Below are 14,420 nucleotides of genomic sequence, written 5' to 3'. Positions count from 1 at the left end.
ATTTTCGTATTTTTTAGTTTATTTAGTTTATTAGTATGTCAGCGCCTTGTATGCATCGACAAGTCCGTATCCAACGTACTTGTTCCAACCAGAGGTGTTGTATGTATATCTAGGAATCTTGTACGCTGTCTTTATAAGTCTTGACCTAATTGCTTCTGGCGTTGTGTAACCTTTTGCGTAAAGCATCGCTGCTAATGCTGAAACATGTGGTGTTGCCATCGATGTACCTTGCAAGAACATGTATGTATTGCCATATGTTGGTGTCCATGTTGTGCTGAGAACACCGTCTGCGTATCCATCGCCGTTTTGGTCAACGCTCGTATCTCCACCAGGTGCTACAACATCAAGATAGTGTGTTACATATGCTCTCTTATATGAATCGTAGTACCTTGTATAGTTGTAATTTGAGTAAGGTGCTCTCTTGTTATCATATCTTGTTGCGCCAACTGCAATTGTTTCAACGTATGCTGCTGGATATGAAAGTGATGAACGATTTTCATTACCAGCCGCACAAACTAGCGTTACATTCTTGCTGTATGCGTATTTAACCGCATCCATAAGTACTTGTGCTCCACTTCCACCAAGGCTCATGCTCACTATCTTTGCTCCGTTATCAACAGCCCACCTTATACCTGCAGCAACATTATCAAGTGTTCCAGAACCATCCGCACCAAGTACCCTTATCGGCATTATCTTTATTCCATATCCACCCCAGTTAACACCAGCAACACCAAGGCTGTTGTTTGTAACCGCTGCTATTGTACCTATACAGTGCGTACCGTGGCTAACATCTTGAGCAGGATCCGTTGGATTGCTATCTCCATCAACAAAGTCCTTACCTGTTACAAATATTCCCTGCAAATCTGGATGCGTAAAGCTTACACCAGTATCAATAACAGCAACAACCACATTCGCCGATTTCATTACATCCCAAGCCTGTGGCATCTTTATATTATTGTAATGCCACTGATATTTGTAATACGTATCATTTGGAGTAGCAAGCGCTCTGTAAATATAGTTCTTGTCAACTGACTTCACACCTGCAACTGTGGAGAGCAACTCTGGCTTTTCCGTTCTTACCGTTACTATAGCAACGTCTTCAAATTCGTATGTTCTAACTACCTCAACATCCTTCAAACCACTAAGAGCTCTGATAGTCGTTTCAGAGTTTTCAATCTGTACAACATACTCGCCTGGTACAAAATCTTCTTCCGTTCCAGAAACACCGAGCTTGTCCGAAACACCGAACTTGTCCCTTGGCTCAAAGTTCCTTGGTTCAAAACTGTTTGTACAGCTGTACACAAAAAGAACTACCAGCAATACTGACAGTGCAACAACTAAATACTTCTTCACCCTAAATACCCCCTTTGGAAAAGATGGATGATGTGAATATTTTACTGTAAATTAAAGTTAAAAATCAACATACAAATATTAAATTCTAAAGAATTTGCAATTTATTTTTTATTAAAACTCTCAAAATTTGTATACATTTGAAAACAAAGTGTTTTTGTGGTAAAATAATAAGAGAAGGTGAGAATATGAACTTTTCCTGGGACTACTGCGAAGGAACTGAAACGATAATTAGAAAAATGATTTTCGGCACATCTGAAGATATAAAAAACTTCTAAGTGAGTATGGAAAAGAAAAATAAATGAGATTTTCTTAGAGAATCTCTACAGGCTCGGCTCTAAAGATAAGAATTTTTACAAAATTATTCTAGAGGTTGGCAATGAAATACTCGAAAGAAAATCAAAGAGAATTTTTAGAAATCCCTCTTTCAATTAGATACTTTCAATAATTTTACCTTACTGGTGGACCAAATCTTCTTTTAAAATATAGCCATCGATCTTCTCCTAATTTTGATTTTTCCTTTTTCCCAATAAGAACTTTAAAGATAAGGTATGAAAACAAAATTTTTACGCTTTATCTCCATATAGCGTTTATATTTTTTTACTTTTTCTTGATATCGAATCAAGCTCTTTGTACAAATCCCCAAGTGCTTCCCATATTCTAAGATACACCTTCCTATAATACTCCAAATACACCTCATGTTCATTCATATCTGGATAGAACTCCTTTTGGATGTGTACCATATTTTTTACGGCTTCCTCGACAGAATTGTACACCCCAAGCCCTATAAAAGCTGCAATTGCAGCACCTAAAGCAGAAGTCTCATTCGTCTGTACCTTATACGTAGGAACTCCAAACATATTAGCCGTTATTTGCGATATCTCATCGCTTGTCGCTCCACCACCTGAAAGCCCTATCCTCTTAATCTTCACCTTTGTCTTCTTCTCTATACTTTTAACCCCTTCTATCAAAGCGTAATTTATCCCTTCGATTATCGCCCTGTATATATGTATCCTCGTGTGCTTATCGGAAAACCCAATTATCGCTCCCCTCGAGAAAGGCTTATCAAGTCCAGCAGTCCAAGTTGGCTGAAGCATAAGCCCTTCACTACCAGCTGGAATATTTTTAAGCCTTTGATTAAGCAATTCTTCAGCGGTTGTACCCAACATCTCAGCTTCCCTAACTTCATGGTGCGCGAATTCTTTTTTGAACCATGAAATTAACCAATATCCTCTGAAAACTTCTATTTCAGGATTGTACTTCCCTGGTACAACGGATGGATAAGACGGCATAAACGGCAACGGCTCTATATATTTATCCGTCGTTGTTTGGATCGTAGCCGTCGTACCTAAACTGATGCTCGCAACCTCTGGTGAAAAACAACCAACTGCTAAAGTTTCACACTGCTTATCCGCCCCAGCCGCTATCACAGGCAACCCTTTCTTCAAACCAGTTTCCTTAGATGCCTGCTCACTCACATACCCAATCAATCTAGTTGGTTCAACCAAATTTGGAAGCATATTTCTATCAATTCCAAACAAGTGCCATCTGTAATGTCTTGGGTTAGAAATCCAATCTTTTCTTTTGTAATCGAATGGTATATACCCCACCTGCGATGCTTTGGAATCCACAAACTCACCTGTAAGTTTGTAAGTCAAATACCCAGAAAGTAAAAGGTACTTATGCACCCTTTTCCAAATCTCCGGTTCATATATCCTCATATAATTTGCCTTACTTCTTCTCCAAGCCATATGTGCAGTTGGTTTCTTACCAATCAAAGAGAACGCCAAATTCTCCCAAAACGTCAATTTCGGTTTTCCCTTTGCCTCACGCTCATCGAGCCATATGAAAGCATCCCTCAAAGGCTCCCCTCTTTCATCCACGACAACAACAGTGGCTCGTTGCGTTGTAAGGGTTACACCTTGAATCGAATCAAAAATAACCGGATAATCCTTTGCCAACTTATTAGTGGCACTACACAGCGCATTCCAAAAAACATTTGGATTTTGCTCCGCCCATCCCACATCGAGTGAATAATACGGTTCAAATTCAACTTTCTCCTTTACCAACATCTCCCCTTCGTGCGAAAACACAATCGCCCTCAAACTCTGAGTACCACAATCAATTGCCAAAACATTCAACTCAACTCACTCCTTATCACTCATAAATACATACTTTATTAAAATTTTATCACATTATATTATCCTTCAAAAACCTTCCATAAAATGATATAATCAATCTGAAACAGATAACAACCAAAAAAACAAAAGCAAAAAGCAAAAAACAAAAACAAAGAAGGGGGAAGCAACATTGCGCATAGGGGCTAAACTCATCTTCATTTTCATCATTTCTGGTCTTGTAACAACATTTGTTCTCTCATGGATTATCGAGCTGTACAAGTACCAAAAACGCCTTGTACCCGTTGAAAACGTTATCGAAAACACAGCGTATTTGGAAAGAATACTATCTGAAATATACCCAGAAAAACTTTCTAAAGAGAAAATGCAACAAATACAAACACTTATCAACAACCTAAAGCACGAAAAAACCAAAAAAGTACTTCCTATAAAGGCTTTTTCACTAATTCAGCCAATCTTTTCGGCTGTTAACGACCAAAACCTAAGGTTCATGGTACCATCAGAACCTGTTTACAGCGTCCTTCCATTCAGAGTCCAAATCATCGACAAAAACGCAATAGTCACATCAACAGCAACAGACAAAATCCCTGCAGGCGCCAAAATACTATCGATAAACAAAATACCAATAGAAAATCTAATAGACCAACTCCTTCCTTACACCTCAGGAGAAAATTACGAACTCAGAGAACAACAACTTTCTCAACTAATCTGGCTCTCACCAGAACTGCTTTGGAAAAAACAAAGATTCGTATGGATATTCTACAACCAAGAAGAATACGAAGTGCAATACACATTTGAAAACCAACAACAAACCGAAAAAGTAAAAACGGTAACACTCTTCAGCTATCCAACCTTAAGCGCAAAGTACCAATCAATCGGTTCAGAGCCACCGTACACCTTTGAACGCATAGACGATGTTGGGATTATAAAGATTCGCACGTTCTCACTCTCAGGTACATCTTACAACAAATTCCGAGAATTCCTTGACAACACAATAATATACAACAAAGACCTGAAAAAAATCATCATCGACATCCGAAACTCCCAAGCCCAGGACTTCAACATCTTCAAGGAAATCTACGAACATCTCATACAAAGCAACATAAAGTTTACACGCAATATATCATTAATTAACACAGCATACATCTTAAAGACACTTGAAAAATACGGCATAGAATTCACACAAACCACAGGAGAAATCCTAAACCAAACATTCTCGCATGAATTCAAACCAAGAGAGCCAAACATAAAAGCACAAGTTTGGCTTTTATTTGACAGATACACAAACAACGCAGCGCTTGATTTCGCTTACACATTCAAAAAACTCAACCCAGGCAGAACAATAGGCGAACCAACATTAACAAAAATCAACCACACAACGGACATAACGTACCAATATTTAGATAGCATAAGACTGGCTTTAACTTATCCAACATCAAAAATAAACGAACCAGACGGCAACAAACCACTAGAACCTGACCACACTATCCAAATCACAACACAAGACAGAATAAATTACCTAAAAGAAGAAAAAGATGAAGTAATGCAGAAAGCATTGGAAATAGTTCGAAAATAACAGAAAAGAAAGGGGATTGGGTATGAAAATCTACGTCGATGGTTCTTACAACGAATCATTAAATTTAGCAGGTTATGCATTTGCTGTTGTTGAAAATGAAGAAATAAAATTTGCACAAAAAGAAGCAATGATATTAAGAAATGGCAATTCCGTAACAGCCGAGCTAATTGGAGTAATAAAAGCACTAGAATACTGCCAAAATCAGGGTATACAAGAAGTCACAATTATACACGATTACAATGAAATACCAATGTTCGCATTTTCGTATAGAAAGACTAAAAACCCGAGTATAAACTCATACGTGAGAAAATTAAGAGAAATGCGTGAAACAATAAAAGTAAGCTTTCTAAAAGTCAAAGCTCATACAGATGACAGATTCAACAATTACGTTGATGAACTATCCAGAAAAAGCATAGAAGAATTTTTGGAAAGATTGCTGAAAAATAAAAACAATAGCAAACACTCTTCAGAAAATCGATAAAAACCAAACAAAGACACTCAACTCAAAATTTAACTCTATATTACCGCAATGTATAAATTTGAATAAAAAATTGACCTGAAAAGTTTTTTTGGTTATAATAACTTACGCAATCGAAATGTCAAAAAATCTGGAGGAAGACATATGAAAGCAATAATCCTAGCAGGTGGAAGTGGCGAAAGATTTTGGCCGTTATCGACTAAAGAAACTCCAAAACAATTTTTGAAACTTTTCTCTGACAAAACACTTCTCAGAGAAACTTTCGAAAGACTTTCATTTAAATTAAAACCAGAAGACATTTTCATAGTCACGAATAAAATTTATACCGAAATCACTCACCAAGAAATCCCTGAAATTCCAAAAGAAAACATTCTCTCTGAGCCACTCAAGAAAAACACAGCACCAGCATGTACATATGGGACATTGAAAATGGCCCCAGAAGAAATAATTTTAGTTGTTCCATCAGACCATTACATTCCAGAAATTGAAAAATTCTAGCAAACTGTTGAAACAGCCGAGCAATTTTTGGAGAGAAATGATGGTATAATAACCTTTGGAATAAAACCAACTCGAATTGAGACAGGCTATGGTTACATAGAATCAGGTGAACAAATTGAACAAAACATATCCATAGCCAAAAAATTCCATGAAAAACCAAATTACGAAACAGCGCAGTTTTACATAAGCCAAGGTAATTACTTTTGGAATAGTGGAATGTTCATGTGGAAAGCAGAGTATTTCATTAAACAACAAAAAAGTGTGAACAAACTCCATCGATAAGCATAGATTACGCATTAATGGAAAAAGCAGACAGAATATACACAATCAAATCCGAATTCATATGGTCAGATGTTGGGAATTTCAAGTCGCTGAAAGAATTAGGAGTAAGCAATTCTAAAAACTCAGTGACCATAGACTCACAAAATGCATTTGTGCTTACAACCAAACCAACGATAGTGATAGGGATAAATGATATAATAGTTGTTGAGAGTGAGAATGGAATATTAGTCTGCAAGGCTGAAGAAGTTGAGAAGATTAGGGAAGCGATGAAAATCATGAGACAAATATGAAATTATTTTTTATCTTTAGATGTTAAATAATAGTGAAAACTATTAACAAATAATGAAAATTAATGAATTCATTTAATTTAAAAATATTGTTTTTACTTTATCTTAGGAGGAATAAAATTGTCCAGAAAAAAAAGAATTTTAATAATTTCCCTCCATTTTTATCCTGAGCAATTTAGAATAAACGATATTGCATTAGAATTTGTTAAAAACAATTACGATGTGAAAGTCGTAACTGGTATTCCAAATTATCCTGCTGGACGTTTTTATAAAGGTTACAGTTTTTGGAAAAGAAGAAAAGAAAAATGGAATGGAATAAATATACAAAGGTTGTTTATATTTCCTAGATTTAAGAACAAAATCACGTTAACTATTAACTATCTATCTTTTATTGTATCAGGATATTTTTGGTCAAAAATAGAGAAAGAAATCTTTGATTATGTATTTGTATTTGCAACATCACCTATACTTCAAGCACTTCCTGCAATATGGTATTCGAAACGCTTCTCAAAACCAGTTTATTTGTATGTACAAGATTTATGGCCAGAAAGCCTTATAATAGCTGGTGGAATAAAAAATAAATATGTTCTAAGTGTCGTTGATAAAATTGTTAATTATATATATTCAAATTCGCATTTAATCTTTGTCACATCTCAGGGTCTAAGAGAAGAAATACTAAAAAGAAATATCGAAGAAGATAAAGTAATATACTTACCACAATATGCTGAAGAATTCTACAAACCTATTGAAAAATCTACTGTACCTGAGTTTGACAGTAAAGTTTTCAACATCACATTTACAGGAAATGTTGGATATGCCCAGGGATTAGAAATACTTCCAAAAATTGCTAAAGTTCTTTTGGAAAAAACGTCTAAAAGAATCGTCTTTAATTTAATCGGTGATGGGCGAGCAAAAGAGAAATTGATAAAAATAATTAAAGAAAATAATGTTGAACAAATGTTCAATTTTGTAGACTATAAACCTTCTAAAGAAATTCCAAGGTACATATCCGCAAGTGATGTTGTTTTACTTAGTTACCAAAAAAATGAGCTCCTCTCAAAATACATACCAGCAAAATTACAATCATATATGGCTTGTGGTAAACCAATACTTGCAATAGCTGACGGCGAGACAAAGCGTATAATTGAAGAAGCAAAATGCGGAATTTGTGTTGAACAAAATGACATAAATGGAATTGTTGAAGCAATTTTGAAACTTTCTGAAATGAAAAATTCTGAACTTCAATTGATGGGCTATCGTGGTTACGAATATTATATTAAACATTTTAGTAAACAAGTTTTGATACCAAAACTTTTAAAATATTTTGAATAATATAATATTAAATTACTGGAGGCGAAGCACTATGAATATAGAACTTTTCAAAGATGATTTTAAAGATAAAGTGGTATTAATAACAGGTGGAACAGGCTCTTTCGGTAATGCATTTTTAAGAAAAATTATGAATTTAGACGTTCGTGAAATAAGAATATTTTCAAGAGATGAGAAAAAACAAGATGATATGAGGAACTTTTACAAAAATCCAAAACTAAAATTTTACATTGGCGATGTAAGAGATTACAATTCCATTCAACATGCTACAAAAGGTGTGGATTATATATTCCATGCTGCAGCACTTAAACAAGTTCCATCTTGTGAATTTTACCCAATGGAAGCAGTTAAAACAAATATTATAGGTACTGATAACGTGTTGACAGCAGCTATTAATAACGGTGTTAAAAAAGTTGTATGCCTAAGCACAGATAAAGCAGTTTATCCAATAAACGCAATGGGTATGTCAAAAGCTCTCATGGAAAAAGTTGCTATTGCAAAGTCAAGGGAAACCGACGAAACAACGATATGTATTACAAGATATGGTAATGTAATGGCATCACGTGGATCGGTGATACCATTATTTATCGATCAAATAAGAAGAAATGTACCAATTACAATAACCGACCCTACAATGACAAGGTTTATGATGAGTCTTGATGAAGCTGTTGAACTTGTGCTGTATGCTTTTAAGAACGGGAAAAGTGGCGATATATTCGTCAAAAAAGCACCTGCTGCTACAATAGGTTTGCTTGCGGAAACCATAAGAGAATTATTAGGAAGAGAAAATCATCCAATAAAAATTATTGGAACGAGGCATGGAGAGAAAAAGCACGAAACACTTATTACTCGTGAAGAGATGGCCAAAGCTATTGACCTCGGAGAATTTTACAAAATACCGGCAGACACAAGAGATTTGAATTACGACAAGTATTTTTCAATTGGTGATGAAAAATTATCAGAGGTTCAAGAATACACATCTAATGATACCTATATGCTTAATAAAGAAGAATTAAAACAAATTCTTCTTAATTTGTATGAAATTCAAGAAGATTTACGTGAATTTGGAGTGATAAAATGAAAATACTAATAACCGGTTCAAATGGTTTCATAGGTAAAAATCTAATTTCACAGTTAAATAACTTAGGATTCAGTGATATAATTGAGATAGATTCAAATTCTACAATGCAAGATTTAGAGCAAGCGCTTTTGAATGTTGAATTCATATTTCATCTTGCCGGAGTAAATAGATCTCAAAATGTTGATGAGTATTGGAAAGGAAATTTTGAGTACACGAAATTCATATGCGATTATCTAATCGATAATAAAAAAAGCATACCTATTGTATTTTCTTCTTCAATACAAGCAGAACTAGATAATCCCTACGGAAAGAGTAAGAAAGCAGCTGAAGAAGTACTTCTTCAATATTCGAAACATGCTAATGCCAAAGTTTTCATATATCGTTTGCCAAATGTTTTCGGAAAATGGAGCAGACCTAATTACAATTCCGCAATAGCTACTTTTTGCTATAATATAGCTAGAAATCTGCCAATACGCATAGATGATCCTGAAAAAGTTTTGAATCTTGTTTACATCGACGATGTGGTAGATGAATTCATTCAAACTATGAAAAACTTTGAAAATCTGGAAAGTGGGTATCATAAGGTAAAAATAGAATACAAAGTGAAGATTTCGCAGATTGTTGAAAAGCTTTATACTTTTAAAAACAGTCGTGAATCACTGTTAATGCCAGATTTAAAAGACTCTTTTGATAAGAAATTATTTGCAACTTTCATTTCTTATCTTCCTGAAGATAACCTAAATTATGAATTAGAAATGAAGCAAGATAACAGAGGATGGTTAAGTGAATTTATAAAATCCGAAAATTTTGGACAAATATTTGTGTCAAGGACAAAGCCTGGAATTACTCGAGGAAACCACTGGCATCATACAAAAGTCGAAAAATTTCTCGTTATTTATGGTGAAGCTTTAATAAAGCTTAGAAAAATAAATTCTGACGAAATTATTGAGTATAAAGTTAGTGGTGATAAACTCCAAGTAATTGATATCCCACCAGGTTATACGCATTCTATAACCAACATCGGACAAAGTGACCTAATTACAATCTTTTGGGCAAGTGAAATATTTAATCCTGAAAAACCAGACACATATTATTTGGAGGTTTGAATAATGAAGAAACTTAAAGTTATGACAGTGGTTGGCACAAGACCTGAAATAATCAGACTGTCTGAAGTTATTAAAAGATTAGACTCATGTGCTGCAGTTGAACATATATTAGTTCACACTGGTCAGAATTATGACTACGAACTAAATCAAGTATTCTTTGAAGACTTAGAAATAAGAAAACCAGACTACTTCTTAAATGCGGCCACAGGTTCCCCTGTAGAAACGATAGGAAATATATTATTAAAAATAGATCCTATTCTTGAAAAAGAAAAGCCAGATGCTTTTTTGGTACTTGGAGACACAAATAGCTGTCTTTCGGCTATAGCTGCCAAGAGAAGAAAAATACCAATATTCCATATGGAAGCAGGTAACAGGTGTTTCGATCAAAGAGTCCCAGAAGAGATAAACAGGAAAATTGTTGACCACATTGCAGATATTAATCTAACATACAGTAGCATTTCCCGAGAATATCTTATCCGCGAAGGATTCCCACCAGACAGAATAATTAAAACAGGCAGCCCAATGAAAGAAGTCATAATGAAAAATTGGCATAAGATTCAAAATTCGAAAATTCTTGAACAATTAAATTTGGATGAAGGTAAATACTTTGTTCTCTCTTCGCATAGGGAAGAGAATATAAATGACGAAAAGCATTTTTATATGCTTGTTGAAAGTATAAATAATATTGCCGAGAAATACCAATTACCAATCATTTTCAGTACACATCCAAGAACCAGAAAAATGATAGAACAGAAGAAAATTCAATTCAATGAACTTGTTAAGCTTTTAAAACCACTAAGTTTTTCAGATTACGTGAAACTTCAAATATGTGCAAAAGCAGTTTTAAGCGATAGTGGTACGATTAGTGAAGAAACATCTATTTTAGGATTAAGAGCGCTTAATATAAGAGAAGCTCATGAACGCCCAGAAGCGATGGAAGAAGCAACTGTAATGATGGTCGGTTTAAATAAAGAAAGAATATTGCAAGGTCTTGAAATATTAGAAGAACAAAAAGATGGCACAATAAGAATAACAAAAGACTACGATGTTGATAATGTTTCTGAAAAAGTATTGAGAATTATTTTATCGTATACTGATTATGTAAAAAGAGTTGTTTGGCAAGAGCATTGAGAAATGTATTTAAAAAATATATTTGCTAGGAGGTTTTATGAAAATCTTACAAATAAACTCGGTTTGTGGAATAGGTAGTACAGGGCGAATAGTCTTGGATATACACAAAACACTTTTAAACTCTGGACATGAAAGTTACATAGCATATGGTCGTCCACCTGCCAAAAATTGTCCAGAAGCTATTCAAATAGGCTCTAAATTTGATGTCTATTCGCACGTTGCCTTAACAAGAATTTTTGATTTACATGGATTTGGCTCAAAACGTGCAACAATTAAATTTTTAAAGGAATTGGAAAGAATAAATCCAGATATAATTCACTTACACAATATTCATGGTTATTATATAAACATAAAGCTTCTATTTGACTATCTCAAGGAAAAAAACAAACAAGTAGTATGGACTCTCCACGATTGTTGGGCGTTCACAGGTCATTGTTCATATTTTGATTATATAGGTTGCGAAAAATGGAAAACTGGCTGTTTTAACTGCCCACAAAAAAATAGATATCCTAAAAGTTATATTTTGGATAACTCAAAGAAAAATTATGAAATGAAAAAAATGATTTTTACTGGTTTAAAGAAAATGGTAATAGTTACTCCTTCACAATGGCTTGCAAATTTAGTTAAACAATCATTTCTTAAAGAATATCCCATAGAAGTTATTCCAAACGGAATAGACACGAACGTTTTTAAACCAACTCAAGGCAATTTCAGAAAGAAGTACAATTTAGAAGGAAAATTTGTTATACTTGGAGTTGCCAACATTTGGGAGGAAAGAAAGGGGTTAAAGTATTTTATTGAATTGTCAAAAACTTTAGATAAGGATGAGGTAATAGTTTTGGTTGGATTGAATAAAAAACAATTGAAGGAAATGCCATATAATATAATTGGAATTGAAAGGACAAATAGTGTAGAAGAACTAGTAGAAATATATTCAGGCGCTGATGTTTTTGTTAATCCAACATTGGAAGACAATTTTCCAACTGTAAACTTAGAAGCTTTATCTTGTGGAACTCCTGTGATAACTTTTAACACTGGTGGAAGTGTAGAAACAATAGATGAGAATACTGGATTTATTGTTGAAAAAGGAAATGTTAATGATTTTTATGAAAAAATAAAAATAGTAAAATTTAGTGGAAAAGAAAAATATAGTCAATATTGTAGGAGTAGAGTTGTTGAGTTTTTTAACAAAGAATCAAATTTCGGAAAATATTTGAATCTATACCATGATTTATTTGAAAGAAATAATTTGAAAAAAGAAAGGCAATAGTTCCAAAACAGTGCATTGAAATACAGAAATACAGGAGAGGTATTCAAAGATATCTAATTTATATTGATTTTTGTTCAATTTTCTGGGAAACCTTACAGCCTTATTTAAAGTCATATGAAAGGATGTTAAAGTATGAATTTAAAAAGCAATATTAATAGTTATGTTAGTCTCTATGAAACAAGGCTTTTTGTTCAATATCAATCAAAAAAATACTTGATCTTAATCTTAAAAACTCTAATAGTCTGTATAGTTTTATTATTATTGCTATATGACTATAATAAGATAACTAATAATTTAGCGGCAATAACGTTAGTTTTTATCTCATTTCTATGGGTATTAGAAACTCTTAATAATCTACCAATGTTTTTAATGGCTAGTTTTATAATGTATATAAATTACAGTATATCTATTGGCGAATTTTTAACAACAGTTCCTACTAGTTGTCCATTAAATGAAGTTGAAAACCTTGTAAATTATGGTATTGCCATACGCGTAATTCTTGTTTTTATAACAATCGTTTTTATATTTTATAAACCTCGCCCATATTTAACTTTTAATCGCCCATTTGAAATTGAAAATGATTTTGTTTTTTTATCAATGATTTTCATATCAATATATATTTTTTTTCAAACTAGAGATATTGATCGTACTGTTTACAATGTAGCAATTACTCCTGCTTTTGAATATTCCAAAATATTTTTCCTTTCTTCTAGTTTCATGGTTGGAAAAAAAAAGTGGAGAAAAGTACTAATAATAATTCTATCTTTACTTTATATTCTTAAAGATTTTTATTATGGAGGTCGAGTTACTTCTCTTCAAATAATTTTTGTTCTAATACTTACTTTGTTTATTGAGCATTTAGATTATTCTAAATTGTTACTTTTAGGCTTTTTCGGATTAATACTTTTAAGCTTCATCGGAGCATATAGAGCAAGTTATACATTTAACATATCTTTATTTGATGTTTTAAAAATATTATTTTCATCTCTTTTTGTTTTTGATACAGCAACTTATAGTTTTTACGCTTCTGCGACACATATAGCTGCTTCGCAGATTGCAAATTTAGATTTAAAATTTGAATCTTTCTTTCAATTTTTAGGAGCAGTTTTTACTTCCAGTAGTTTTTTTTCAAAATCTGATGTAACAACTCTATCAGCACAATTTTATTTAAACGTTGGTGGAGGTATTTTGCCAACACATTTCTACTTCTGGGGATCTTGGAGTATGGTCATTCTTTTCGGATTACTTTTTGTGTTTTTTTTGAACAGACTAAGATATAATTCTTCATTATTAGCCCGTCTTACATTTTTAACTATAGTAATTTCATCTCCACGCTGGTATGTTTATGGGCCATTGAATTTATTAAGAGGAGCTATTTTCCTACCTGTGATTGTTTATATTTTTATCTTAATTCTTAACTCATTATCTCGTCACAAATAAAGAGCATATTAATAAACAGATAATTAAATATAAATCAAAGAATAGTTAATTATGAAATTTATCAATTTTTTTGCCAAAATAAAATTAAGTACGCAATACTACTCTATTTTTAAAGATTATAATAATTATAGTAATCATCTCATTTTCGTTCTCATATAACTTGCATAGGTTCCTTACTACACAAAAACCATTTACATAGTACCGTATGTTGCTAAATTTCTTGAAGCTCTTTTTCGCTTTCACAAACACCTTAAATAACGAAAATTTCGATTCACATTCGTTGTTTTTACCTAGTCTTACTTCTCTGTGCTCAACATTATCAAAATTTAGTTTCACTGCTATCTCGTACGCTTTTAGTCCATCGGTTATTAACTCTATTTAGACTTCACTACCATGAACTTTAAATACATTCTCAAACTCAAAAAGCGAAAGAATAGAAGATAACTTGATAATC

11 protein-coding genes and 2 pseudogenes are annotated in these 14,420 nt (G+C 33.2%); 10 read left to right on the top strand and 3 right to left on the bottom strand.

Annotation, left to right across the window (positions count from 1 at the left end):
- Positions 1-30: 30 nt before the first annotated feature.
- Positions 31-1,353 carry a S8 family peptidase gene (locus AS161_RS08595; protein WP_164542501.1) on the bottom strand — a complete coding sequence of 441 codons (1,323 nt, stop codon included), beginning with the start codon at positions 1,351-1,353 and terminating at the stop codon, positions 31-33.
- A gap of 587 nt (positions 1,354-1,940) precedes the next feature.
- A complete protein-coding gene (locus AS161_RS08585; protein WP_164542500.1) occupies positions 1,941-3,491 on the bottom strand; it encodes an FGGY-family carbohydrate kinase in 1,551 nt (516 codons plus the stop codon).
- A 169-nt stretch (positions 3,492-3,660) separates the two neighbouring features.
- On the opposite strand from AS161_RS08585, the gene AS161_RS08580 reads away from it, so the two are divergent.
- The 10 genes and pseudogenes from AS161_RS08580 to AS161_RS08540 all read left to right on the top strand — a co-directional run bounded on the left by AS161_RS08580 (position 3,661) and on the right by AS161_RS08540 (position 13,966).
- On the top strand, positions 3,661-5,064 hold the full coding sequence (locus tag AS161_RS08580) for a S41 family peptidase (RefSeq protein WP_164542499.1): 1,404 nt from the start codon (positions 3,661-3,663) through the stop codon (positions 5,062-5,064).
- 22 nt (positions 5,065-5,086) lie between these two features.
- Positions 5,087-5,545 carry an RNase H family protein gene (locus AS161_RS08575; RefSeq protein ID WP_164542498.1) on the top strand — a complete coding sequence of 153 codons (459 nt, stop codon included), beginning with the start codon at positions 5,087-5,089 and terminating at the stop codon, positions 5,543-5,545.
- Between the two features lie 141 nt (positions 5,546-5,686).
- Positions 5,687-6,322, top strand: a pseudogene (locus AS161_RS08570) (mannose-1-phosphate guanylyltransferase).
- Between the two features lie 17 nt (positions 6,323-6,339).
- The gene (locus AS161_RS09365) at positions 6,340-6,612 is read left to right on the top strand and encodes a hypothetical protein (RefSeq protein ID WP_241241372.1); all 273 of its coding nucleotides are present in this window, start codon (positions 6,340-6,342) and stop codon (positions 6,610-6,612) included.
- Between the two features lie 117 nt (positions 6,613-6,729).
- The gene (locus AS161_RS08565; protein WP_164542497.1) at positions 6,730-7,941 is read left to right on the top strand and encodes a glycosyltransferase family 4 protein; all 1,212 of its coding nucleotides are present in this window, start codon (positions 6,730-6,732) and stop codon (positions 7,939-7,941) included.
- 31 nt (positions 7,942-7,972) lie between these two features.
- On the top strand, positions 7,973-9,019 hold the full coding sequence (locus tag AS161_RS08560; RefSeq protein ID WP_164542496.1) for a polysaccharide biosynthesis protein: 1,047 nt from the start codon (positions 7,973-7,975) through the stop codon (positions 9,017-9,019).
- On the top strand, positions 9,016-10,125 hold the full coding sequence (locus AS161_RS08555) for an NAD-dependent epimerase/dehydratase family protein (RefSeq protein WP_164542495.1): 1,110 nt from the start codon (positions 9,016-9,018) through the stop codon (positions 10,123-10,125). The genes AS161_RS08560 and AS161_RS08555 overlap by 4 nt, the downstream gene beginning before the upstream one ends.
- A 3-nt stretch (positions 10,126-10,128) precedes the next feature.
- Positions 10,129-11,256 (top strand): UDP-N-acetylglucosamine 2-epimerase (non-hydrolyzing), encoded by a 1,128-nt coding sequence (gene wecB / locus AS161_RS08550; RefSeq protein ID WP_164542494.1) that lies wholly within the window; start codon positions 10,129-10,131, stop codon positions 11,254-11,256.
- A gap of 37 nt (positions 11,257-11,293) precedes the next feature.
- Positions 11,294-12,526 carry a glycosyltransferase family 4 protein gene (locus AS161_RS08545; protein ID WP_164542493.1) on the top strand — a complete coding sequence of 411 codons (1,233 nt, stop codon included), beginning with the start codon at positions 11,294-11,296 and terminating at the stop codon, positions 12,524-12,526.
- A gap of 132 nt (positions 12,527-12,658) precedes the next feature.
- Complete coding sequence (locus tag AS161_RS08540) at positions 12,659-13,966, top strand: hypothetical protein (RefSeq protein ID WP_164542492.1); 1,308 nt, start codon at positions 12,659-12,661, stop codon at positions 13,964-13,966.
- Between the two features lie 84 nt (positions 13,967-14,050).
- On the opposite strand, the pseudogene AS161_RS09360 reads toward AS161_RS08540, so the two are convergent.
- Positions 14,051-14,420 (bottom strand): annotated as a pseudogene (locus AS161_RS09360) (DDE-type integrase/transposase/recombinase); the annotation flags it as partial.

It is taken from the genome of Fervidobacterium sp. 2310opik-2, from assembly GCF_011057735.1.
Lineage (GTDB): Bacteria > Thermotogota > Thermotogae > Thermotogales > Fervidobacteriaceae > Fervidobacterium > Fervidobacterium nodosum.
This window is presented reverse-complemented; position numbering and strand designations above follow the sequence as displayed.

What these genes read in the sequence shown, in the direction of transcription:
- AS161_RS08575 (WP_164542498.1), top strand. Translation starts at nt 5,087, where the DNA reads ATGAAAATCTACGTCGATGGTTCTTACAACGAATCATTAAATTTAGCA.
- AS161_RS09365 (WP_241241372.1), top strand. Translation starts at nt 6,340, where the DNA reads ATGGAAAAAGCAGACAGAATATACACAATCAAATCCGAATTCATATGG.
- AS161_RS08560 (WP_164542496.1), top strand. Translation starts at nt 7,973, where the DNA reads ATGAATATAGAACTTTTCAAAGATGATTTTAAAGATAAAGTGGTATTA.
- AS161_RS08555 (WP_164542495.1), top strand. Translation starts at nt 9,016, where the DNA reads ATGAAAATACTAATAACCGGTTCAAATGGTTTCATAGGTAAAAATCTA.
- wecB (WP_164542494.1), top strand. Translation starts at nt 10,129, where the DNA reads ATGAAGAAACTTAAAGTTATGACAGTGGTTGGCACAAGACCTGAAATA.
- AS161_RS08545 (WP_164542493.1), top strand. Translation starts at nt 11,294, where the DNA reads ATGAAAATCTTACAAATAAACTCGGTTTGTGGAATAGGTAGTACAGGG.
- AS161_RS08540 (WP_164542492.1), top strand. Translation starts at nt 12,659, where the DNA reads ATGAATTTAAAAAGCAATATTAATAGTTATGTTAGTCTCTATGAAACA.